Source organism: Paraburkholderia sp. RL18-085-BIA-A (assembly GCF_046027075.1).
Taxonomy (GTDB): domain Bacteria; phylum Pseudomonadota; class Gammaproteobacteria; order Burkholderiales; family Burkholderiaceae; genus Paraburkholderia.
On record NZ_JARESU010000142.1, the window covers coordinates 1 to 19,817 of the forward strand.

General features: G+C 59.2%; 19 protein-coding genes and 4 pseudogenes. 12 read left to right on the forward strand and 11 right to left on the reverse strand.

The genetic code is table 11. From position 1 onward, the window contains the following. Nucleotides 1-121 precede the first annotated feature (121 nt). A complete protein-coding gene (locus tag P0D89_RS43390; protein ID WP_408368035.1) occupies nucleotides 122-253 on the reverse strand; it encodes a hypothetical protein in 132 nt (43 codons plus the stop codon). A 669-nt stretch (nucleotides 254-922) separates the two neighbouring features. Here P0D89_RS43390 and P0D89_RS43395 point away from each other — a divergent pair. The 4 genes and pseudogenes from P0D89_RS43395 to P0D89_RS43410 all read left to right on the forward strand — a co-directional run. Continuing rightward, nucleotides 923-1,397, forward strand: a pseudogene (locus P0D89_RS43395) (dihydropyrimidinase); the annotation flags it as partial. Then, nucleotides 1,371-1,949, forward strand: coding sequence for a transporter substrate-binding domain-containing protein (locus P0D89_RS43400; protein ID WP_408368039.1), 579 nt, complete (start codon nucleotides 1,371-1,373; stop codon nucleotides 1,947-1,949). The pseudogene P0D89_RS43395 and the gene P0D89_RS43400, both read left to right, overlap by 27 nt. Nucleotides 1,950-2,431: 482 nt before the next feature. Further along, a complete protein-coding gene (locus tag P0D89_RS43405) occupies nucleotides 2,432-2,671 on the forward strand; it encodes a hypothetical protein (protein ID WP_408368033.1) in 240 nt (79 codons plus the stop codon). A 163-nt stretch (nucleotides 2,672-2,834) separates the two neighbouring features. Then, nucleotides 2,835-4,111, forward strand: a pseudogene (locus P0D89_RS43410) (IS701 family transposase). Nucleotides 4,112-4,319: 208 nt separating this feature from the next. Here the strand turns inward: P0D89_RS43410 and P0D89_RS43415 are convergent. Beyond that, complete coding sequence (locus tag P0D89_RS43415; RefSeq protein WP_408368043.1) at nucleotides 4,320-4,577, reverse strand: hypothetical protein; 258 nt, start codon at nucleotides 4,575-4,577, stop codon at nucleotides 4,320-4,322. Between P0D89_RS43415 and P0D89_RS43420 the strand changes: the two are divergent. After that, nucleotides 4,566-4,688, forward strand: a pseudogene (locus P0D89_RS43420) (integrase); the annotation flags it as partial. The gene P0D89_RS43415 and the pseudogene P0D89_RS43420 sit on opposite strands and share 12 nt — an antisense overlap. Nucleotides 4,689-4,919: 231 nt before the next feature. Continuing rightward, complete coding sequence (locus tag P0D89_RS43425; protein WP_408368031.1) at nucleotides 4,920-6,098, forward strand: TIGR03118 family protein; 1,179 nt, start codon at nucleotides 4,920-4,922, stop codon at nucleotides 6,096-6,098. Between the two features lie 105 nt (nucleotides 6,099-6,203). Here the strand turns inward: P0D89_RS43425 and P0D89_RS43430 are convergent, their stop codons facing one another. The 3 genes from P0D89_RS43430 to P0D89_RS43440 all read right to left on the reverse strand — a co-directional run bounded on the left by P0D89_RS43430 (nucleotide 6,204) and on the right by P0D89_RS43440 (nucleotide 7,986). Continuing rightward, complete coding sequence (locus P0D89_RS43430) at nucleotides 6,204-6,626, reverse strand: CoA transferase (protein WP_408378558.1); 423 nt, start codon at nucleotides 6,624-6,626, stop codon at nucleotides 6,204-6,206. Nucleotides 6,627-6,743: 117 nt separating this feature from the next. Beyond that, entirely contained in the window at nucleotides 6,744-7,187 is a 444-nt protein-coding gene (locus P0D89_RS43435; RefSeq protein WP_408378561.1) for a hypothetical protein, read from the reverse strand. Then, a complete protein-coding gene (locus P0D89_RS43440; protein WP_408368029.1) occupies nucleotides 7,087-7,986 on the reverse strand; it encodes a 3-hydroxyacyl-CoA dehydrogenase NAD-binding domain-containing protein in 900 nt (299 codons plus the stop codon). The genes P0D89_RS43435 and P0D89_RS43440 overlap by 101 nt, the downstream gene beginning before the upstream one ends. A gap of 479 nt (nucleotides 7,987-8,465) precedes the next feature. Between P0D89_RS43440 and P0D89_RS43445 the strand changes: the two genes are divergently transcribed. Further along, entirely contained in the window at nucleotides 8,466-8,753 is a 288-nt protein-coding gene (locus P0D89_RS43445) for a hypothetical protein (RefSeq protein ID WP_408378564.1), read from the forward strand. A gap of 374 nt (nucleotides 8,754-9,127) precedes the next feature. Further along, nucleotides 9,128-10,045 (forward strand): sterol desaturase family protein, encoded by a 918-nt coding sequence (locus P0D89_RS43450; RefSeq protein WP_408368027.1) that lies wholly within the window; start codon nucleotides 9,128-9,130, stop codon nucleotides 10,043-10,045. Nucleotides 10,046-10,339: 294 nt separating this feature from the next. Here P0D89_RS43450 and P0D89_RS43455 read toward each other — a convergent pair. Next, nucleotides 10,340-10,831: pseudogene (locus P0D89_RS43455) on the reverse strand (IS6 family transposase); the annotation flags it as partial. Nucleotides 10,832-11,125: 294 nt separating this feature from the next. Between P0D89_RS43455 and P0D89_RS43460 the strand changes: the two are divergent. Next, nucleotides 11,126-11,893: an aldehyde dehydrogenase family protein gene (locus P0D89_RS43460; protein WP_408368025.1), complete on the forward strand. Its 768-nt coding sequence runs from the start codon at nucleotides 11,126-11,128 to the stop codon at nucleotides 11,891-11,893. A 334-nt stretch (nucleotides 11,894-12,227) separates the two neighbouring features. Here the strand turns inward: P0D89_RS43460 and P0D89_RS43465 are convergent, their stop codons facing one another. From P0D89_RS43465 to P0D89_RS43475, 3 genes are all read right to left on the reverse strand, one after another. Then, on the reverse strand, nucleotides 12,228-13,235 hold the full coding sequence (locus P0D89_RS43465) for a sterol desaturase family protein (RefSeq protein WP_408368023.1): 1,008 nt from the start codon (nucleotides 13,233-13,235) through the stop codon (nucleotides 12,228-12,230). A 69-nt stretch (nucleotides 13,236-13,304) separates the two neighbouring features. Then, nucleotides 13,305-14,312 carry a YncE family protein gene (locus tag P0D89_RS43470; protein WP_408368021.1) on the reverse strand — a complete coding sequence of 336 codons (1,008 nt, stop codon included), beginning with the start codon at nucleotides 14,310-14,312 and terminating at the stop codon, nucleotides 13,305-13,307. A 378-nt stretch (nucleotides 14,313-14,690) separates the two neighbouring features. Beyond that, nucleotides 14,691-15,611: a LysR family transcriptional regulator gene (locus P0D89_RS43475; RefSeq protein ID WP_408368019.1), complete on the reverse strand. Its 921-nt coding sequence runs from the start codon at nucleotides 15,609-15,611 to the stop codon at nucleotides 14,691-14,693. A 127-nt stretch (nucleotides 15,612-15,738) separates the two neighbouring features. On the opposite strand from P0D89_RS43475, the gene P0D89_RS43480 reads away from it, so the two are divergent. Together P0D89_RS43480 and nfsB are read left to right on the forward strand one after the other, a co-directional pair. Beyond that, on the forward strand, nucleotides 15,739-16,746 hold the full coding sequence (locus P0D89_RS43480) for a zinc-binding alcohol dehydrogenase family protein (RefSeq protein ID WP_408368017.1): 1,008 nt from the start codon (nucleotides 15,739-15,741) through the stop codon (nucleotides 16,744-16,746). Nucleotides 16,747-16,802: 56 nt separating this feature from the next. Further along, entirely contained in the window at nucleotides 16,803-17,456 is a 654-nt protein-coding gene (gene nfsB / locus P0D89_RS43485; protein ID WP_408368015.1) for an oxygen-insensitive NAD(P)H nitroreductase, read from the forward strand. 509 nt (nucleotides 17,457-17,965) lie between these two features. Here nfsB and P0D89_RS43490 read toward each other — a convergent pair. Together P0D89_RS43490 and P0D89_RS43495 are read right to left on the reverse strand one after the other, a co-directional pair. Continuing rightward, nucleotides 17,966-18,229 carry a hypothetical protein gene (locus P0D89_RS43490; RefSeq protein ID WP_408368013.1) on the reverse strand — a complete coding sequence of 88 codons (264 nt, stop codon included), beginning with the start codon at nucleotides 18,227-18,229 and terminating at the stop codon, nucleotides 17,966-17,968. Between the two features lie 105 nt (nucleotides 18,230-18,334). After that, nucleotides 18,335-18,646 (reverse strand): DUF4148 domain-containing protein, encoded by a 312-nt coding sequence (locus P0D89_RS43495; RefSeq protein ID WP_408368011.1) that lies wholly within the window; start codon nucleotides 18,644-18,646, stop codon nucleotides 18,335-18,337. Nucleotides 18,647-19,607: 961 nt separating this feature from the next. Between P0D89_RS43495 and P0D89_RS43500 the strand changes: the two genes are divergently transcribed. Next, on the forward strand, nucleotides 19,608-19,817 hold a 210-nt coding region (locus P0D89_RS43500; RefSeq protein WP_408368009.1), incomplete at its 3' end, for a response regulator.

The window sequence follows — 19,817 nt, forward strand, 5'->3', positions numbered from 1 at the left end:
ACAACCGCGCTCTCAAGCGTATGGATGTGCATAGCGCGCCCTCTCCTGGGCTTTGAGGGACGCGCGACTAGACGCTCGGAAGACTGGCCGCCGGGCGGGACAGCGAACTTGGACAAGCCGTTCAGATCGCCTCAGGAGACAGCAACAAGCGATGATTGTCACGGTTGCCTTTAGTGACCTCCCCCGTGTCCGCCTCCTCCATGTCCGCCACCCCCATGCCCACCGTGCCCATGTGCGCCGCGTCCACCGCCATGCCAGTGCTCGTAACCGTGCCAATGGTGGTAACCGCCCCATCCGCCCCATCCGCCCCAAATATTGATCGCCCCATACGCCGGGACGTAGACCGGTCCAAACGGGTATCCATACGCGGAATCGTACGGCTGGGCATACCCACCATCTCCATAACCCGGTGCGACTGCGCAACTACTCACACTTGCTGCGATGACAAGCATCGCAAAAATCCTAAGCACGGTGTTCATCCTAATGGCGAGTTCAAATAACGCATTCGAAGAGTGAGGACTTATCGCCCTCGATCGTTCCCAGTCCATTATCGATATCTGCGCCTGATGCAGACATGGCGCGAAAATTTCATTTTCGACATCTAAGGAAGCGCGCATCGGCGTGCGATGTCAGCATGCCGCCGAGAGAACGTTCAGGGTCGACGGGCCGACGGACAGACTGCAGCGATCCGGGGGCGTTTAACGAGCGCGCGGCGATGGCCGACGGCAATAACCGATCCTGCAAGAGACTCAGTGAAAACTCGCTATTGCAGGTGCCTTTACGTGTTGGTCGGCGGAGTCGACCTAGTCGTTCCCAAATGCCGATTCGAGCAGCGCTTCGGGCGCCAGGTCGACGGCATTGGGCACGGCAGGCGTATTGTCGGGCGCAGCCATAGCCGGTTCGGCGGCCTCGGGCGTGCTACAAGCTGAACGACCGTCAGATAGTTGAACTGCTCGCATTGACCCGCGTCCACGGCGCCATGGTGATGATTCATGCCGAAAACGTCGATTGCATTGCGTGGCTCACCGAAGCGCCGCTGGAGGAAGGCATCACCGCGCCGATTGGCCACGCGGTGTTCCGCCCAATGCTGGTCGAGCGCGAAGCGACGCATCGCGCCGTCAGTCTCGCGCAGCTGGTCGACACGTCCGTGCTGATCGGGCACGTCTCCGGCCGGGAAGCGATCGAGTAGATTCGCTGGACTCAAAGACATGGCCTCGCCGTTTACGCCGAGACATGTCCGCACTATTTGCTGCTGACCGAAGACATGCGCGAAGATGGCCCTCGCGGCTATCAATGCATCTAGTCCGCCGCCGCGCGAAGAAGGCAATCGCCAGGCCGTCTGGGACGGTCTTGTGAACGGTACATTTCAGGTGCTCTCCTCGGACCATGCGCAGTTCATCGACACGGTCTGGTCGGGCCTGATTCCATGGCTCTACTCAAAGAAGTTCGATCTGGTGATGAGCATCCTGAGCTACACGTCCGAGCGCGAAAAGCACGTGGACTTCCCGTTGCCTTACGTTGAAGCCTCGCAGGCACTACTGATTCGTGCGGCGGATCTGAAGAGCGTCACCAGCCTTACGGGCACGAATGGCAAGGACGATAACATTCCGATGCTGGATGCACTCATGCAGCGCGCCAAAACGAATGCCGTCGATACGGTGATGATCGCTGGCGAGGTTGTGTATAACGACGGTCGCTTCACGCGCGTGGATCGTGATGCGATCCTGCGCGAGATCGAGCAGATGCTGGCGAAACCGCGCGCCTCGCAGGATCAGGCCAAGCGTGAATTGGGTCCAGCGGTGTTTCCCTACGTGAAGGCGTTCTACAGCGAATATTTTGCGCAAACGCCATCTGATCTGAAGACTGACGCCCCCGATGTCCTGACGATCATGTCGCCAGTTTCGGTGGCCATCAGTCCGTCGATCGGAGTGTCCGTTGAAACGGGTTAACCTTAGACTTGGGGTGAGCCGCTTCAGTGGACGTTTATGCAGTTGAATTCTGGCTATGTGGGCTTCCTCCGTTTGAGGCGACGTAGCGCGTCATCCACGGCCGGACGTTGGGTCGCTTGTCACGACCATGATGCTGGCCGGCAGTGGGCAACCCGTCGGCGGGCAAGGTCGGTTTTTGCGCGACCTGAATGCTTTCATAAGTCATCGGAGAACGATTGAGGTCGGTCGGAACCGGTGGACGCCAACTGGTTAAGCAGCGTCCTGATTCAGATAGTATCGGTGCGTGAATGTTCAGCTTTGGTTCTGCTTTGCGCAGGCACTCTTCCTTTCAGCGAGGTGCTCTCCTTTGCGCAGGAGTCAGCTGTGTGTAATCGAATTCGGCACTTCAATGCAGAGGGTTGGACTCCCATGTTAGGCTTCCCTCGGTCCTCGCTGTATGGGTTGTCGAGGAACCTGCATTTCGTTCTGTGTCTGGAGGGTTTGTGGATTTTGAACATCGTGGTTTTTGCGTGACCGCTGATGCTGCGGCGGATGAGCTTGGCGTTCAGTGGGTATGCCATGCAGTGATTGCACGTACCGACGGGGATGAGGGCAAGGGCACCCCCCCGGCAATCGAATTGGTCATTCCAAGGGCCAAAATCGACCCACTGATGGCGCTCAGTGCGCTTGAGCACCGGGCTCGAACCGAGATAGACGATTGGTATGAAAGAGGACTAGCGTAGGTGGTTTCTTTGCTCAGATGACGCCTCACCGCTTCCGAGCGAAGACTGCGAACGCCACCGCTGAGATTGCCCCGCTTCAGCGGACAGATTTGCAGTGAGATATTGAACGTGATTTGGCCTACATAGAGAGTTGAGTTGCAGATTGTCCAAGGGCGGGCAGCAGATCGCCTGTCACGACCATGACGCTGCCCGGCGGTGGACAATCTGCGTGGCCGACGGTCACGCGGGCCTCAAGGGCTACTGCTCAGACCTTGTGTTGCCATTGACTCGAAAGAGCGTTGAGCCAATGGCTGCGCACATTGATCCACTGCACGCGAGCGCGAGGCATCAGTCTCTTCATCACTTCGAAGCCAAGGCAGAGTGGTCCGACAAGGCTGTCATGCAGCGCGTACTCGAATGGGTCATGCCTGCGCTGAGCGCGTACGCCGCGGACGAACCGGGCTATTACTGGATTATTGACGACACCGGTTTCCCAACGAAGGGCCGTCATTCAGCCGGCGTAGCGCGTCAGTATTGTGGGCGGCTCGGGAAACAGGACAACTGCCAGGTCGCCGTGAGTCTGTCCGTCGCGACGCAACGAGGCAGTCATCCAGTTGCATGACAGCTCCATATTCCAAAAGAGTGGATTGAGGACCGGGAGCGTGCTGCTCGCGCGGGCCTTCCCGATGAACTGGACTCCTCGACCAAGCCGCAGATCGCATTGACACAACTGCGAGAGGCTCTTGCATCTGGCGTCACACCTGGCATGGTGCTCGTCGATGCGGGATATGGCGATGAGACTGCGTTTCGGGACGGCGTGACTGAACTGGGCCTGTTGTACTCGGTAGGGGTGCGGCCCGATAGTTCAGTGTGGGGGCCCGGCAAGGCGCACGCGGAAAGCCTCCAACGTTGTTGCGCCAGGCTCCCGGACACGAGCCGCTAGCGGTCAAGGAGCTGGCGATGCAATTACCGGCCCCTGCCTGGCAGTCCGTGACCTGGAGAGACGGCAGCAACGCAGCCCTTTCGTCACGCTTTGCTGCCGCACGAGTCCGCCCCGCACATCGGGACTATTGGCAAAGTGCGGTGCGCGACGAAGAATGGTTGTTCATCGAATGGCCCGATGGGAATAGCGAGCCACTCAAATACTTTCTCACGACAGTCCCTGAAGAAGTGACGCTGGAGAAACTGGTGTTTGTGACCAAAATGCGCTGGCGAATCGAGCGCGACTCTGAGGAACTGAAGCAGGAGTTCGGCCTGTGCCACCACGAGGGGCGCGGCTGGCGTGGCTTTCACCACCACGCCACACTGAGTATTACTGCGTATGGATTTCTGATGGCTCAGCGGCTTCGCATGGGATCGGATCCAGGAAATAAAAAAAACTTCGCCGGACGGACGCTGTCTGTCCTTCCCACGGATTACATCGCTCGCGGCATTCCAGCGCGCACAGCGCCACGTCCCTGATTCCATTACAACACTACGAGTGCTTCTCGCGATACGGCTACTACGCTCGTTTCTCAACACAAGAGTATAGCGACCGATTGATCCATTTATGACACAGTAAGACTAGAAAGGCGGCGCTCGCGGTGCTGCCCTCGCCTTCACCGAGAGAGTCGTGGGCAACGAGAGCCGAATATCCAACAGCGGCTCTCGTAGCCATGCTTTCTAGTGTTCATTTACGGTTGGCGATTAAACCATTGTAGATAGCTTTATCAAGCAACCCCGTCTGAGATAGATGTGTGCGCTTCTGGAAATCCAGAATTGTCTCCGGATATTCTGAATCGGCGAGATCCGCCACTCTAATTTTGTATCTCGCTTTCTTCATCGCAGCAACCTGGAAGTTTCTGATCGTTCCCGCTCTGTCGGCCATGCAGGCGACTCGGGAACAGAGCGTCGCCGATTCCGAAGCAACATGTTTCGGTTGGTCCACCGGTGGATCGCCTCCATCGGACTCGATGACACGGCGTACGGCACGCACACCATGCGGTGCACAAAGGCTTCATTGATTTACCGGCGAACGAAGAACCTTCGGGCGGTACAGTCGTTTGCTGATGCCGCGCAGCCCGCTCACACGCGTTCACAACTTTTTAGCCGGACGGATGGAATAATCGCGCGTGTTATTCGTTACGCACCCTGCGCTTTTATCTAGCCAGTTCAGCCATTGCAATCGCACGAAATCGCACACGAAATAAGCCTTCGTCGCAGGAATAAACCTCGCGTCCTCCTCGTTCAATGACCGTTACGGCCTTTGGACAGAGCAAGGAGTATGGTCATGAAGTCTCTACTCAACGTGTTCGGTGTCGTTGCATGCGGCGCGGCCATCGCGACTCTCGTATCGTGCGGCGGCGGCTCCAGTTCGAACAATTCAACCGCGCCCATGCAGTCGTCGTTCGGTGTGACGGCCCTCGTGTCGGATGGCGTGGTGTCCGCCGCGCACGCTGACGCGAATCTGAAGAACCCTTGGGGCGTCGCCTTCAACCCGAAAGGTTTCGTCTGGGTCGCTGACAACGGCACCAATGTCGCGACGCTCTATGACGGCAACGGCGTGCCGCAATCGCTGGTCGTCACGATACCCGAGGGCAAGAACGGTTCAGCGTCGCCCACGGGCATCGTCTTTAACGGCACCCAAAGCTTCACCGTCACGGAAAACGGCAAGTCCGGCGTCGCTGCCTTCATCTTCACGGGCGAAGGCGGCACCATCACCGCGTGGGCGCCCGCCGTCGGGCCGACCAACGCGTTCGTCATGTACGACGACGGCACGGGCGGCGCCGTGTACAAGGGTCTCGCGCTCGCCGCGATGAACGGCAACAACTTCCTTTACGCGACCGACTTCCATAACAACAAGATCGATGTCTTCAATACCGCCTTCACCAAGGTCGCGATGCCAGGCGCCTTCACGGACCCGGCGATTCCGGCCGGCTTTGCGCCATTCGGCATTCAGGCGATCGGCTCGAATCTGTTCGTCACTTACGCGATGCAGGATGGGGCCAGGCACGACGATGTCGCGGGCGCGGGACTCGGCATGGTCGACGTGTACGACACGGCGGGCAACCTGAAGCAGCACTTCGCGACGGGCGGTCTGCTAAACGCGCCCTGGGGCATAGCGCAAGCGCCCGGCAACTTCGGCACGATGAGCGGCGCGATACTGATCGGCAATTTCGGCGACGGCACGATCAACGCGTTCAATGCATCGAGCGGCCAGTCGATGGGGCGGCTCAATGGACCGAACGGCAGTCCGGTCGTCGAGAATGGCGTGTGGGGCATCGCGTTCGGCAACGACCTCAGCAATCAGCCTTCCAATACGCTGTTCTTCGCGGCGGGGCCGAATGACGAAGCCAATGGCGTCTATGGAAGAATCGATTTGAATACGACGTCGAGCTCAGGTGCGAACACGGGTTCGGGTTCGAGTACGGGTACAAGCACGAGCGGAGGAATGAGCATCGGGATGTAGCGCTGAGCGCGCAATAGACAACGGCCGTTCTGTATGCGAGAACGGCCGCATTTTTCGAGGCGACGCGCGCCTCGGGGCTGGCGACGCAACACGGCAGGCTGCACTTCAGGCCGCGACGCGGGCAGGATTGACTTCGATGGTCACATGCAACAGAAGAAGGAGATTCGCATGGATCAACCCCGGCTTCCTGGCGCAGAGATCCGAGGCGTCGAGACCATGGCGTTCCAGATAGCCCGGGCGCTTGTTCGCGACGAAGATGTCTGCATCCTTCAGCAGAAGATCGAATTTGGCGCGATCCTCTTTCGAGTAATCCAGGAGCGTTGAGCGCATCCCGACCTGAACGTCCCACGCGAACGCTTCGATCTCGCTGTCGTGCGGCCGCCAGATGTTGAGGACATCGGCGCCGTACAAAGCGAGGTCCCTACCGATGACCGCTCCGGCAATCACGTGACCCATTCCGAGTGCGCGAATGCCATCCGACGGACTGGTGCCGTCATTCGTGAAAGGGATCGGCTCGCTTTCGCCAATCTATTTCGACGTTGATCAGCGACATTCTCGAGAGCACCTCGGTGTACTGAAGCTCCTTCCGGAATTCCTCGAAGGTGCGAACCCTCGCGATAGCGATCCCGGCCTCCGCCGCCGCATTCACCAGGTCGTCGACGCGCCACTACAGAATGGCGTTGCGCACGGATTCCGGGCTGGGTCGCACCTGAGCAAGCTGAGCTCGCGGACCGCCAGCTTGGGGTAGATGTTCAGGCGGATGACGCGCCGCCCGTCGCGGGTTTCGCGGAAGAGATTCGGATCGACTTCCAGGACCGGTGGACGTCCATTGATCGTTTCCCATTTCAGATCAAAGAACCCGGAGAAGCGCCGCAACGCTTTACGGACATCCACTTCGATGTCCTGGTCCTCGCCGGTCCGCAGCCGCCACAGCGCAGAGACGCCGACCGCCTTCGCGGCCTCGCGTGGCGTGGCCGGGTCCGTACCTTTAGCGCGCAGTTCCTTTGGTGCGCAGTTCGATGAGGCCGAGCAGCAGCTCGTCGCGTTCTGCCTCCAGCTCCTCGATGGAGCGCGATCCGACTTCGGCATGAACGCCGTCGATGAGCTTCTTCTGCACTTCCGGCGTCAGCTCAGGCGAGCCGAGATCCTTCCAGCCAGCCGTCATCGGACCGGTGAACTGATGGAAGAAGTGCTCGATGCCGCCTGGACCGCCGCCGAGGTGATTGAGCATCATGTTGCCCATCACGCCCCAGCGCAGGCCCGGCCCCCATGAGAGGGCAGTGTCGACGTCGGCGGCGCTCAGCACACCCTCCGCCACCAGGTAATAGACCTCGCGCGCCACCGCGAACTGCAGACGGTTGGCGACGTGGCCCTGCAATTCCTTGTGCAGGCGCACCGCCTGTTTCCCGATCGACGTATAAAACTCCGTGGCGCGCCGGATCGTCTCTTCCGAGGTCTTTGTCCCGCCGACGATCTCGACCAGCGGCATCAGGTGCGGCGGATTGAATGGATGGCCGACCACGCAGCGCTCGGGATGCAGCACGGCGCCCACCTGGATGCTGCTCATGGGCAGGGTCGACGTGCTCGACGCGATGATCACGTGGGGAGGCAGCAACTCATCGAGTTGCCGATAGAGATCCTGCTTGAATTCGAGCCGCTCGGGGCCGTTTTCCTGAACGAGGTCCGCATCCGTGAGCGCCTGCGCGAGCACGGGCGTAAACGTCAGGTTCGTTTGCGACGCGCCAGGCGAAAGGCCCAATCTCTCGAGCGCCGGCCAGGCGGACTCCACGAACTTCCTGAGCTGGGCTTCCGCATTCGGCGCGATGTCCGTCGCAACGACCTGCAGTCCCTTGGCGAGAAACAGCGCACTCCAGCTGGCGCCGATCACACCGGCGGCGGCGAAGGACGGCTATTACATGAATCTGGTATGAGCCAATCGAGGCTATCCACATTCGACGCTTGTTGAACAACGAGGCTAGGTACCTGGATGTGCCTCGGATTACATAAAAAAGCAATGCCTGGACCGAGACGACGTTAGCCTGTTCATTGCTTGGATAGCAGCGGACCGTATGGCGTGGTAACTCTGCTTGCCTCGCTATTTCGCGCACCGCTGTCCCGCGAAGCAACCGGCGCCGGCGTTCAAACCCCAGGCTCGTCGCGCGTATCGATCCCCTCTTGGACCGGACATGGGCCTTTTAGCGACGCGTGAGCCTGTTTTGTCCAGTGACGCGCAGACGCATCGCGTCGGCAAGCCGGCTGTCAGCGTTCGACGCCCGGAAGAGGCGCGCCGCATTTCTAAACGATTTACATAAAAATGCGGAGAGCGAACGCTTGCTGAGGCATCCGGCACTCGGATGCACCTCAAAAATGGAGCGACAACACACGGCGATAATTGATGTAACCCTTGTGGGGCAAGGCGCGGCGCCGGAGGCATTGATCGCTGCGACAGAACGGATAACGATGACGATGCGCGAGCTTGACAGGTTCAAGGTCATTCAGGACGTCGCCGACGGCAAGCGCAAGCCGTGGCCAGCCGCAGAACGGCTCAGGTTGACCACGAGGCAGATCCGGCGGCTGGTCGCGACTCCGACATACCTACCGAACAATTGGTTATTGACCTATCACACTTCAGGCAGTGAACCGGGCGATCGCTAAATCCAGGGCCGCGATCCTTGCCCTCCTGCCATCGGATGAATATGCCGCCGCCCTCGGCGCCCTGGAGGCAGCACAACGTGCTCTCCATACTCAATAGAAGTGATAGCTCCGGCGTTCGCGCACGGCCTGGCTGCGACGTCGGTCTGGCGCGTGGCAGGCCAAACGATTATCTGGCCACCGCCCGCGGCCGCCTCTCGTTAAAGGGGCTGCGAGGTCCGCGCGCCAAGGCATCGAGCTCCATGACACCCCGTGAAATAACTTCCGCATAGCCTGTTACGGCGTCCTTCGCTAATGTGCGCGTATCGGATGCGATGACCTGATCCACAACTTCACCGCAGGCGATACCTCCCGCCACTTACCGTTATGGCATCGTCATGGAACAACTTGGAAAATTCACGCTTTATGTCACGGCTTTCGTCATTGCCGTATCGCTGGTCGAAGCTCTCTGGCTCAGCCGGAAAAACCGCATTACGGCCACGCCATTTGCATGGCACGAAGTGTGGCTGTCGCTCGCCGATGTCCTCGGGCGCAAGCTCCTCGCGCTGTTGCCGCTCTCCCTCGCAACACCTGTGTTCGCCCTCGCCTGGGAGCATCGCATCTTCACGGTGGAACTCAATAGCGCGCTGATGGTGCTGGCCCTCTTCATCGGCCAGGAATTCTGCTACTACTGGTATCACCGCGCGTCGCATCGCATTCGCTTCTTTTGGGCCACACATGCTGTGCACCACTCGCCGAACCAGTTGACGCTTTCCACCGCGTACCGGCTCGGCGTGACGGGCAAGCTCTCGGGCTCGGCGATCTTCTTCGCGCCGCTTGTGTGGCTCGGCGTGCGCCCCGAAGTCGTTCTGCTGACACTCTCCATCAACCTCATGTATCAATTCTGGCTGCATACCACGTGGATCCCGAAGCTCGGCTGGCTCGAGTATGTGTTCAATACGCCGTCCTCGCACCGCGTGCACCACGCGGCCAATGTCCAATATCTGGATGCGAACTACGGCGGCGTACTGATAGTCTTCGACCGGCTGTTCGGCACCTACGTCGAGGAACGGGCCGACGAACCCTGCCGCTACGGTCTCGTCACGCCGACCACCTCACGCAATCCGTTCGTCGTCGAATTCGAGCACTGGGCGACGCTACTGCGGGACGTTGTGAAGGCGAAGAACGTGTGGATCGCGATCAATCACGTGATCCAGCCGCCGGGCTGGCTGCCGGATGGCGGCGGCGAAACCACGGAAGAGCTGCGCCGCAAAAGCAAGTCAGCGCATGGCGAGTGCGAAGTGGCAAAAGGCTAACCATTGATCCATGCAACCAGAGTACCCACCATCTGCGCGCGGACCCCGCCTGGAACACGCGCAGCTTCAGCCCCGGTACAAGCCATTCACCCGCGACAGGCTGCGAAAAGAGCCGTTTGCCGACCAGCCGTTTGGACCCAGGTCAGAACTTGCGAAATCTAGTATCCGGGTCGGGCCGCGACCGCCGGCGGTGCTTACGCGAACGGCGGGTGTTCGGTCCGGGCCGTTACGATGCGAGGACAGCTGTGGTGCAAATTGCGGGCGCAAGCGAAAAACGGTGTATTCACCATTGCATCATCGTGCTGAAAGGACTGCCTTCCAAACAGCGGGCGCAACGGTATCTTTGAGGCGCAACCATGCGAGGTTGAACTGACCTTTAAGAATGCCGTGCATCAATTCGATGCCCGATGTCGTAATGGCAGCATCCCTGAAGCGTTTGAACCCAAGCATTGCGTTTGTTCTGGACTTGACGTTGCGATGGTCCTGTTCGATCAGGTTCTTGAGATATTTTGAGGACCGGACCTTAGTATCCTCAGGCAGCGGGCCCTCAGCCTTCATCTCGCGCACAGCGCGATGCGAGGCCGCGTAGCCATCGAGCGTCATCGTCTTCGGCGACTGGATCTGATGCTTGATGGCCCGACGGAAAAACCCTTTGGCTGCCTTCGCGCCACGCTTTGCGCAAAATAAGAAATCTACCGTCTTGCCGGCCCGATCGACCGCCCGGTAAAGATAGACCCATCTGCCGCGGATCTTCAGGTACGTCTCATCAACCCGCCATGACTGTCCCGCAAGTGTTGCAAAACGGTTCCAACGTTTGGCGAACTCGGGCGTATAGAGCCGCACCTAACGCAGGATCGTCGTGTGTTCTGCGAAGTCAAGGAATTCCTGGTCGCAATTGCACCGCACGATCGTTGATGCCGGGCCAAACGCTTCATCTTCCAACGAGCCACACGGAACACCAGCGTTCTCTAAAGTTGGCCTTGGGCTCCCTATGCTTTCACAAAAGCAGATCTTCGCGGACCGGAAACAATCAAGCAGGTCGAATGTCCCGATTGAACGGACTGATTGTCCTAAAACCTGTTGGAACGCATCCATCACGTTCAAGTTACCAAAGGGCGCCTGGTGAGGAGAGTCAAGGCGCTCGTCGTCGGCAATCCCCTCGACGCAAGGGTCCAGGTCGGACCGATCATCAACGAACGCCAAGCCGTCAACGCCGAGCGGATCGTGTCGCAGACGGTGGCCAAAGGCGCGAAGCTGCTGACCGGTGGCTCACGCAACGGACTGTTCTTCGAGCCGACCGTTATCACCGGAGTGACAGCCGGCATGGCGGCCTTCGACGAGGAAGTCATTGCACTCGCCAATGCCGCCGAGTACGGCCTGTCAGCGGCGGTGGCGTCCTCCGACCTGGCCCGCGCCCAACGCGTCGCTGATGGGCTGCATTCCGGTGCAATCCACATCAACGATCAGACCGTGGTACATGGGATTTACGGCCCGATTGGCGGCGTCGGTATTTCCGGAAACGGCTTCGGGCGGCGCGTCCAGCAATGCCGACCAGTTCAGCGAGTGGCAATGGATCACAGTGCGCTCGCAGATCCCCGCCTATCCGTTCTGATCCATGTCAGCGGAACCGTCGCACCTTCGTCTTTTCTGCCACTCACCCACTCATTCCTCAAGCACACGGTGCGAACTATGAGTACGGCCCGTCGCATTGATGTTCACCAGCACGTCGTCCGGCCCTTTTGGGCTGAGGAGCTTCCATCACATTGTCTCAGCAGATATCGCCGGCACCTTCACTGCACAACGGGACGCCTACAAGAACTTCACTGCCACCGAGCGCACATCGGTTAATCATGGCAATGCCTGGACATTGTTTCCCCGTCTCGCGCCGCCAGACAACAAGGCTGCTTGAATGGCTGCGTGCGGCCTGACGGTGAAGGTCGCCGAGCACCGCGCGGAACCGCGAGGATTGATGCGCGTGTAATCCAGCTGCGCCCGCCCACGTCGGCTTTTCGGCGAAGGCAGGTCGCAAGTCGGTTCAGCACTCCTCGTCTCAGCGACGAGGCGAATCAGCAACCCGACGACCTGTCCGAATTCCCGGCGCCCCCTCTCTTTTAACCGGGTCGCAAACATGCTGCGAGGTTCTGTGCGACCGCAACAACACAGCGCACTACGCCAGCTTCACTCACTCCACGACACCATCCACGTAATTCCTTTGTCCGCGCAAACGCTTCACAATTCTGCCAAACGCGTGCCACTGCTGGGCCATCAATCCGTTGCCATACGAACGTCCCGGACCATGCGGCACGGGAAGTTGGTCGCGGATGCCGGTCGGCTCGACCGCGGGGTTCCATGAAGCGGTGCGGAACAACATGTCCCACCATGGAAATAACACGCCGAAATTGCAGCCGTAAGCCGTGCCTTCATGGCCGTAGGCCACCGCATGATGGCGGCGGTGAAATGTCGGGCTGACGATGATGCGCTCGAGCAGCCAGCCATACGGCAACCGTGCATTAACGTGCTGGATGCTCTGCATGAAGTTGCTGACTGCGACGAGCACCACGAACTGGTTCGGCTGCACGCCGATAAACAGCGAGATTGCCGCGAAGAACGCTACCTGGATGATGTCGTCGAGAAAGTGGTTCCGGTCATCGGCCCACAGCGACATCTGCTGCTGGCTGTGATGCACCGCATGCAGTTCCCACCACACCCCGAAACGATGCTGCCAGCGGTGATACCAGTAGCCGGCGAAATCGAGCACGACCAGATAGATCAGGAACGACACGACTGGCTGATCCGTCACGCCCGGCCAGAGGCTGTCCATATCGATGTTCGGTATGCCGTAGACCGCGATCAGACTCTGCCAGTGATCGAATAACGGCTGCAGCATGAAAAAGAACGCAATGTTGATGATGCCGAGCTTGACGATCCATGTGTAGATCACGTCGGCGCGCAGCGCCTTGCGATCCTGCCACAGCTCGACGGGACGCAGCGCTTCGAGCGGCCGTAAGGCGAGATACGTCACGACGATTTCCAGCACGCCGATGATCACCCAGTACAGTGCGTCATAGGTGTCTTCATCGTAACCCATCAAGCCGAAGCGATAGAAGAACGGCTGCACGACGTCGACATATAACAGCGTCTGCAGCGCGGACACCATATTGTCGAGTTGTGCGACGATTTCATGAAACATCAGAATCCTCGTGTTTTACCAGTTCTGCCAGTACTCATGTAAGGGCAAGGTTGAGACGACTCGCCCAGATCAGTCCGGATTGGGCGACACGACCGGCGCGCGGTTGTCGAAAAAGATGCCGTGCGGCGAGCGGCCCACCGCAATAGTGTCGATCAGCTTACGGGTGGTCATATCGATGACGCCCACATGCCTCGCGAAACGGAACCCCACCCATAGATAGCGCTTGTCGGGAGTTAGTTCCATGTCGTCGGGCCCAGGCATCAGGCCCGTGATATCGCCGACATTGGTGAGTGCGGTGTAGTCGATGATGCTGATGGTGCTATCGACTCGATTGGAGACCACCACGTGCTTGCCGTCGTCGAGGTTGCGGAAGTTGTGCGCGCCACGGCCCGTGCGGATCTTCTTGACGATCTGCTGCTTGTGCCAGTCCACCACGGTCACGTCGTCTTCGCCGGTCATGCCGACCAGCAGATAGTGGTCGCCGGGTGTCATCCACAGACCAGCGGGTTCATTGCCCACGTGCATTTTCCAAAGCACTTTCTGGGTCGGCAGATCAATCGCCGCGAGTTCGCCCGAATCCTGCAACGTAACGAACACCGTGCGGTTGTCCGAGGCGAACGTCATGTGACTAGGAGTCTTCGCCAGTTCGATATGCTTGACCAGCGTCATATTCGTGCCGTCATAGCGATAGATGTCGACGCGGTCCATACGCAGAGCAGCAGTGACGAACCACTTATGATCCGGAGAGAAGCCTAGTTGATACGGGTCTTCGATGTCCTGCACAGTACGCTGCACCTTGCCGCTATGCGGGTCGAGAAACATCAGGTTGTTCGACACCGAATCGGCAACGATCAGAGAGCGGCCGTCGGGCGTGATCATCAGATGGTGCGGTTCCTTGCCGGTCGACTCTGTGCCTACAACCTTATGCGTGGCCTCGTCGATCAGCGTCAGTTGCGATTCACCGGAATCTAGAACGATCACGTTATCAGCGGCATTCGCACAATTAGTTACGGCCAGGACACCCCACAGCGCGGCGAGCGCCGCGCTCCTTGTAATGGAAGCGATAGAAGATGGCATTTGAATCGTAATCACGTGGGAAGATACTTTGAGGTTGAATGTAATAAAGATGTCGGGGTTCATCTACCGTGGTCGAGACCGTCATCATTCAACGTTTGTAACGCCGCTGCCGATGACACGACAGGCGAGGTCAGATGCAGAAATTGTCGGGCGACCACGCAATCGAACGTTCAGTTTTCTGTGAGCCCTGAGAGCGCATCACTTCGACCAGCGTGAAGTGATTTCGTGCGCCATTCTGTTGCAATACCTCGATGTGTAGCACAGCCGGATCGTGCCGCGCCCGTTTCGCATGCGACCACAAATCGCCAATGAAATTTCACGCGATCCGGCGCAATGTCCACGTGCACAACTGCGTAAAGCGCTGTTTTGACACACCCTTTAAGTCCCGTACATCGGCAACAGCGCTGTAAGCGCCAATACGCGCTCCTTCAACACTTCATGCAACTGCCGGATCGCGGGAAGGAACTGCTTGCGATGCGCGCAGATCAGATTCAGCGGCGCCGCTTCGCCGGGCTGCTCGGGCATCAGCACTTCGAGTCGGCCCGCCCGCACGTCTGCGCACACGTCGAGCCACGATTTGTATGCAATACCGTGGCCCTCGATCGCCCAGCGCCGTACCACGTCCGCGTCGTCGCAAAAGAGCGACCCGGCGACGGCGACCTGGCGGAGTTCGCCCCCCACGGGGAACACCCATTTGTCGTAGACGCGGCCGCCCAGGACATAGAGCAGACAGTGGTGTGCTGCCAGTTCGTCCAGCGTGCGCGGCCGGCCATGCCGTTGCAGATAGGCGGGCGACGCGACAAGCACACGCCGGTTGTCGCTGGCAAGCGGCAGCGCGACGAAGCTAGCGTTATCGGCGCGGCCGTAGCGGATGGCGATCTCGACCGGATCGCGAAACATATCGGTCAGTTGATCGGACAGAAAGAGCCGCACCAACAGCTTCGGATGCGCCTCGCGAAACGCAGTGATCCAAGGCAGCAAAACATTGCGACCCAGATCCGACGGCGCCGCGATCTGCAAAAGCCCCTGCAGCGCATCCGCTCCGCTATGCAGGCACTCCCGCCCCTCCTGCAATGTCGCGAGTACCTGCTTCGCGTACGGCAGATATTCCTCGCCTTGGGCGGTAAGCCGCAGGCTGCGCGTTGAGCGCGCGAACAAACGAACGTCGAGCTCCCGCTCGAGCCTCTGAATTGCCGCGCTGACTTGGCCTGGCAGCAGGTCCGCTTCGCGGGCAGCGTTCGAGAAGCTGCCGAGCGCGGCGGTGCGCGCGAACAGCGCCAGGTCGTCGAACCGGATCATTTTCATTCCTGTAGTGAAAGTTCTACCCGATTCTCCCTGTTTTTCGAACTGCTTGTGCAACGCATCATCACAACAATTTCCGAGTCGCCAAAGCGGCTCGCTCTCGACCATCACTCCAGTAACACAGATGAAAGCCATTGTTTACGACCAGCACGAGCTGCCGATCGAAGATCCGCGCGCACTCTACGAAACGGAATTGCCGAAGCCCGAGCCAGGGCCGCGCGATCTGCTCGTGAAGATTCGCGCCATCGCCGTGAACCCCGTCGACACCAAGGTCCGTGCGGGAATGCTCGGCGACACGCCGCGCTTGCTTGGGTGGGATGCCGTCGGGACGGTCGAGGCCGTCGGCGCGTCCGTCACGCTCTTCAAGGTCGGCGACGACGTGTTTTACGCCGGCTCCGTCACCCGCCCCGGCGCCTATGCGGAGTACGGAGTAGTCGACGAGCGCATCGCCGGTCATCGACCCGCAACGCTCGATGACGCGCGTGCCGCCGCGTTGCCGCTCACTTCAGTCACGGCCTGGGAGCTGCTCTTTGATCGCCTCTGCGTCGCCGAAGGCGGTGGCGACGGCGATGCTCTCCTGATCATCGGCGCAGCCGGTGGCGTCGGCTCGATTCTCATTCAACTCGCGCGGCAACTGACGAAGCTGCGCGTGATCGCCACGGCATCACGACCGCAGACGCAAGAATGGGTCCGCGAACTGGGGGCGCACGACGTCATCGATCACACGCGCCCGCTGAAAGAAGAGCTGAGCCGGATCGGCGTTGAGCAGGTGCGCTATGTCGCAAGCCTCACCCATACCGAGTCGCACTATCCCCAGATCGTCGAGGTGCTCGCGCCGCAAGGCAAGCTTGGCGTCATCGACGATCCGAAAACGCTCGACGCGATGCCGCTCAAATTGAAGGCAATCTCGCTGCACTGGGAACTCATGTTCACGCGGTCTTTATTCGAGACGCCAGATATGATCCGCCAGCACGAGATCCTCGAGCGCATCGCCGCGCTGATCGATGCAGGCACGCTGCGTACGACACTCGGCCAGCATTTCGGGACGATCAACGCCGAAAACCTGCGGCGCGCGCACGTGTTCATCGAGAGCAATCGCACGCGCGGCAAGATCGTTCTCGAAGGGTTTTGAGTCGCCAGTCGGTTTTCTGTTTCGATTACCTGTCATCTCCATAAGAAGATATCTCCATGAATTTGATTGACGCCGTGCAAACCCGTCACACTGTCAAAGCATTTGAGCCGGGTTATTCGTTGCCGCAAGCATCGGTCGATGCGTTGCTCGCCGCGCTTCACTACAGTCCTTCGTCGGTCAACTCTCAGCCTTCGCACTTTGTCGTCGCGTCGACGCCAGAAGGCCGCGCGCGCATGGCCAAGGCAACGCAAGGCGCCTACGCGTACAACGAACCGAAACTGCTAAACGCCTCGCACGTGATCGCGCTGTGCATGCGCACGGACATGGATGCGGCCCACCTCGACACTATCCTCAAGCAGGAAGGCCACGACGGGCGGTTCCAGATCGACGGAGCGAAGGACATGCAGGACAAGACGCGCCGCTCGTATGTGGACATGCACCGCTACGACTTGCGCGACGTGCCTCAGTGGATGGAGAAGCAAGTGTATCTCGCGCTGGGCGGACTGCTCGTCAGCGCGGCCGTGCTCGGCATCGACGCGACGCCGATGGAAGGCTTCGATTCGCGCGCACTAGACCTCGAGCTTGGACTGCGCGAACGTGGGCTTACGAGCGTCGTGCTGGCGGCTTTCGGCCGTCGCAGCGACCAGGATTTCAACGCCAGGCTACCGAAGTCGCGCCTGCCGCGTGAGCAGGTCTTCACTTTCGTGTGATCGTGGTAACACGCCGGCCTCCCGGCGTGTTACTACACAGGCGAGGTCCGCCGGTTTCTTCCCTGTCGCCGGAGCAAGACGCTCGAGCGATCGTCGTTCCGGGTACGGGCGCAGAAATCATCCGTATGATGCGTGATCGGTCTGTTCGAGTCTCGCCCGCAGATGCAGGCACAGGTTGTCCCCTGCCTAGTCACGTCATCGCTCACATTGCCGGGTATCTTCTCAATCGAGTCAATCGCGCCGACGAGCTGATGCCATGGGTCGTTGGCCATCAGATTCACTCCGACCCTACCTGAACCCACTTCCAACTACGTGCGGCACTTTGACATCCGTGCGCGTTCAATCGCGGTCACGATTGGACATGTACGGATATTCTGCCGACTCTACTGACTGAAGACGTCACTCACGAACCCGACGAATCTGGCGCGAAAAATAACCAGTTGGCGCTGCGGACAAGTTGCAAAAACCGATCCGATCCGACGTTGACCATCGAGAAATATCACGTCGTTTCAATCGGTGGCTGCCAAAAAGGCCTTCCGCGCAAAGTACCTCGTCGCTGCGACTATGCTCAGTATCAATACCACTGCTGTTAGACGGAATATGGCAATCTCGAAGAAGTGCTCCGGTACGTCAGCTACGAAAATGGCTGTCAAGATAACCAACTGGATCAACATCGCCGCCACTGACGCGACTATCAGATGCGCACGAAAGGCACGCACGTTCTCCGGCGCTTTCAGTTTCGGCAACTGCGCCAAACTTAGCTCGGTTCTCATACCGGCTAGTGTCTCCCGCATGACTTAATCAAACCGATTGACGCAGGCCAGAAAAGAGACAGACATTGGCAGACCGATGGTCACCGCGTGCACTGACGATCAGTATCAATGATGGGAATAGATCGAGTGGGCGCCCACGATACTCGTGGGCGCACTAGCCTGCGAAGACCCATTCAACACGCCACCCGCATCGGTGTTGCTCGATGCGGTGACGTCCTGCGCGTTGAGTTGGGCCTCTGCCGTCTGGATATCAGCGGGATAGTTCAGTTTGCTCGGCCGGTACCCGGACTGTTCCAACCTGATCAGGTCCGTCTGTACGTCCGTACGCGTCACTGGCACACTAGCGTCCTGAGCGAAGGAGGCGGTCGGCAGTGCGAGCAGCCCAATAACCAGGGCAACATAAAAATGGGACTTCATCGTGGATCACCTCATAAATGTGAGTTTGGTCGGTTTCGATCAGTGATCGAAACCACTGATCTCGTTCCTCGCCGCAAGGGGAGTGAGCTACAGGTATTTTGTATAGTGAAGGTGGACGTGTCCTGACGCTCGCATTACATCAACGTCATATTTGGATTTGGACGCCCGGAGCGAGGCGCCAATAGTCCTTGCATCTATGAGGCGCGGACGCTCACCGAACATGACAGCGGGCGGCTCACACGTGTCGCGATAGGCCGAGGAACCGTCGGCAGAAGAATGGCTAGCGCGCGGCCGCTGATCTCAAACGCGTGTCATGCCACGCCCAACGTAGGGCTCCGCCTGGACCATGTCTACCGGCAGCGGAGGTGCAACGACGCGGTCGGAACGATGCATCGCCTTCACGTTCCTGCCGTAGCTCCTTCCACACAACTTTCGAGCTTGCTTCCTTTAAATCAGACTCTCTGACCCGAAAACGGGTCGGGATGCGGCAGGTGCAGCTTGCGGCAGCGAACAGGTTTCATTGCGGCACTGGAGCCGCAATATTGCCACCCGCCGCTTTCCCCGCATTGTCATCGTCAACTGCGCTTGAGCCATGACCGGGTATGTGTCGCGATTCATGACTTTTTTGTCATTTCCCGTCCATCTTGCCGCAAGGAAGTCTTTCTATAATTACCTGCCTGCCATTTCGAAGAGCACTGCCGACGCGATTCCAATAGAGTCGCCAGCATCGGCATTTGACCTGGTAGTCCTTGTCATAGCAAGCATGGTCTTCAGAGACTACGGCGACGCTACCCGTACCTGGGTACTTCCTTGAAATTGCGTCGCAGCGCGGCGCCAAGTTTAGACGTATCGTACGCTACCCAATTGACTCTGCCTCAACGCGACACGCTGCGCAGGTTCAATTAGCGTAATGTACTATCTGCACTGAATGCACGAGTCGCTATGCGAAAGGGTTTTCATCATGCGTATCCTTATCGTCGAGGACGAACCGAAGATGGCCTCCTACCTTCGCAAAGGCCTAATGGAGGCAAGCTTCATCGTCGATGTTTCTAACGACGGTAACGACGGTTTGTTCCTCGCGCTCCATGAAGACTACGATCTCATCGTACTCGACGTCATGCTCCCGGGCCTCGACGGGTTTGAGGTACTCAGGCGCCTGCGAGCAAAAAAA

What these genes read in the sequence shown, in the direction of transcription:
- P0D89_RS43425 (WP_408368031.1), top strand. Translation starts at nt 4,920, where the DNA reads ATGAAGTCTCTACTCAACGTGTTCGGTGTCGTTGCATGCGGCGCGGCC.
- P0D89_RS43465 (WP_408368023.1), bottom strand. Translation starts at nt 13,235, where the DNA reads ATGTTTCATGAAATCGTCGCACAACTCGACAATATGGTGTCCGCGCTG.
- P0D89_RS43470 (WP_408368021.1), bottom strand. Translation starts at nt 14,312, where the DNA reads ATGCCATCTTCTATCGCTTCCATTACAAGGAGCGCGGCGCTCGCCGCG.
- P0D89_RS43495 (WP_408368011.1), bottom strand. Translation starts at nt 18,646, where the DNA reads ATGAAGTCCCATTTTTATGTTGCCCTGGTTATTGGGCTGCTCGCACTG.
- P0D89_RS43450 (WP_408368027.1), top strand. Translation starts at nt 9,128, where the DNA reads ATGGAACAACTTGGAAAATTCACGCTTTATGTCACGGCTTTCGTCATT.
- P0D89_RS43480 (WP_408368017.1), top strand. Translation starts at nt 15,739, where the DNA reads ATGAAAGCCATTGTTTACGACCAGCACGAGCTGCCGATCGAAGATCCG.
- P0D89_RS43475 (WP_408368019.1), bottom strand. Translation starts at nt 15,611, where the DNA reads ATGATCCGGTTCGACGACCTGGCGCTGTTCGCGCGCACCGCCGCGCTC.
- nfsB (WP_408368015.1), top strand. Translation starts at nt 16,803, where the DNA reads ATGAATTTGATTGACGCCGTGCAAACCCGTCACACTGTCAAAGCATTT.
- P0D89_RS43435 (WP_408378561.1), bottom strand. Translation starts at nt 7,187, where the DNA reads ATGCCGAAGTCGGATCGCGCTCCATCGAGGAGCTGGAGGCAGAACGCG.
- P0D89_RS43445 (WP_408378564.1), top strand. Translation starts at nt 8,466, where the DNA reads ATGGAGCGACAACACACGGCGATAATTGATGTAACCCTTGTGGGGCAA.
- P0D89_RS43490 (WP_408368013.1), bottom strand. Translation starts at nt 18,229, where the DNA reads ATGAGAACCGAGCTAAGTTTGGCGCAGTTGCCGAAACTGAAAGCGCCG.
- P0D89_RS43390 (WP_408368035.1), bottom strand. Translation starts at nt 253, where the DNA reads ATGGCGGTGGACGCGGCGCACATGGGCACGGTGGGCATGGGGGTGGCG.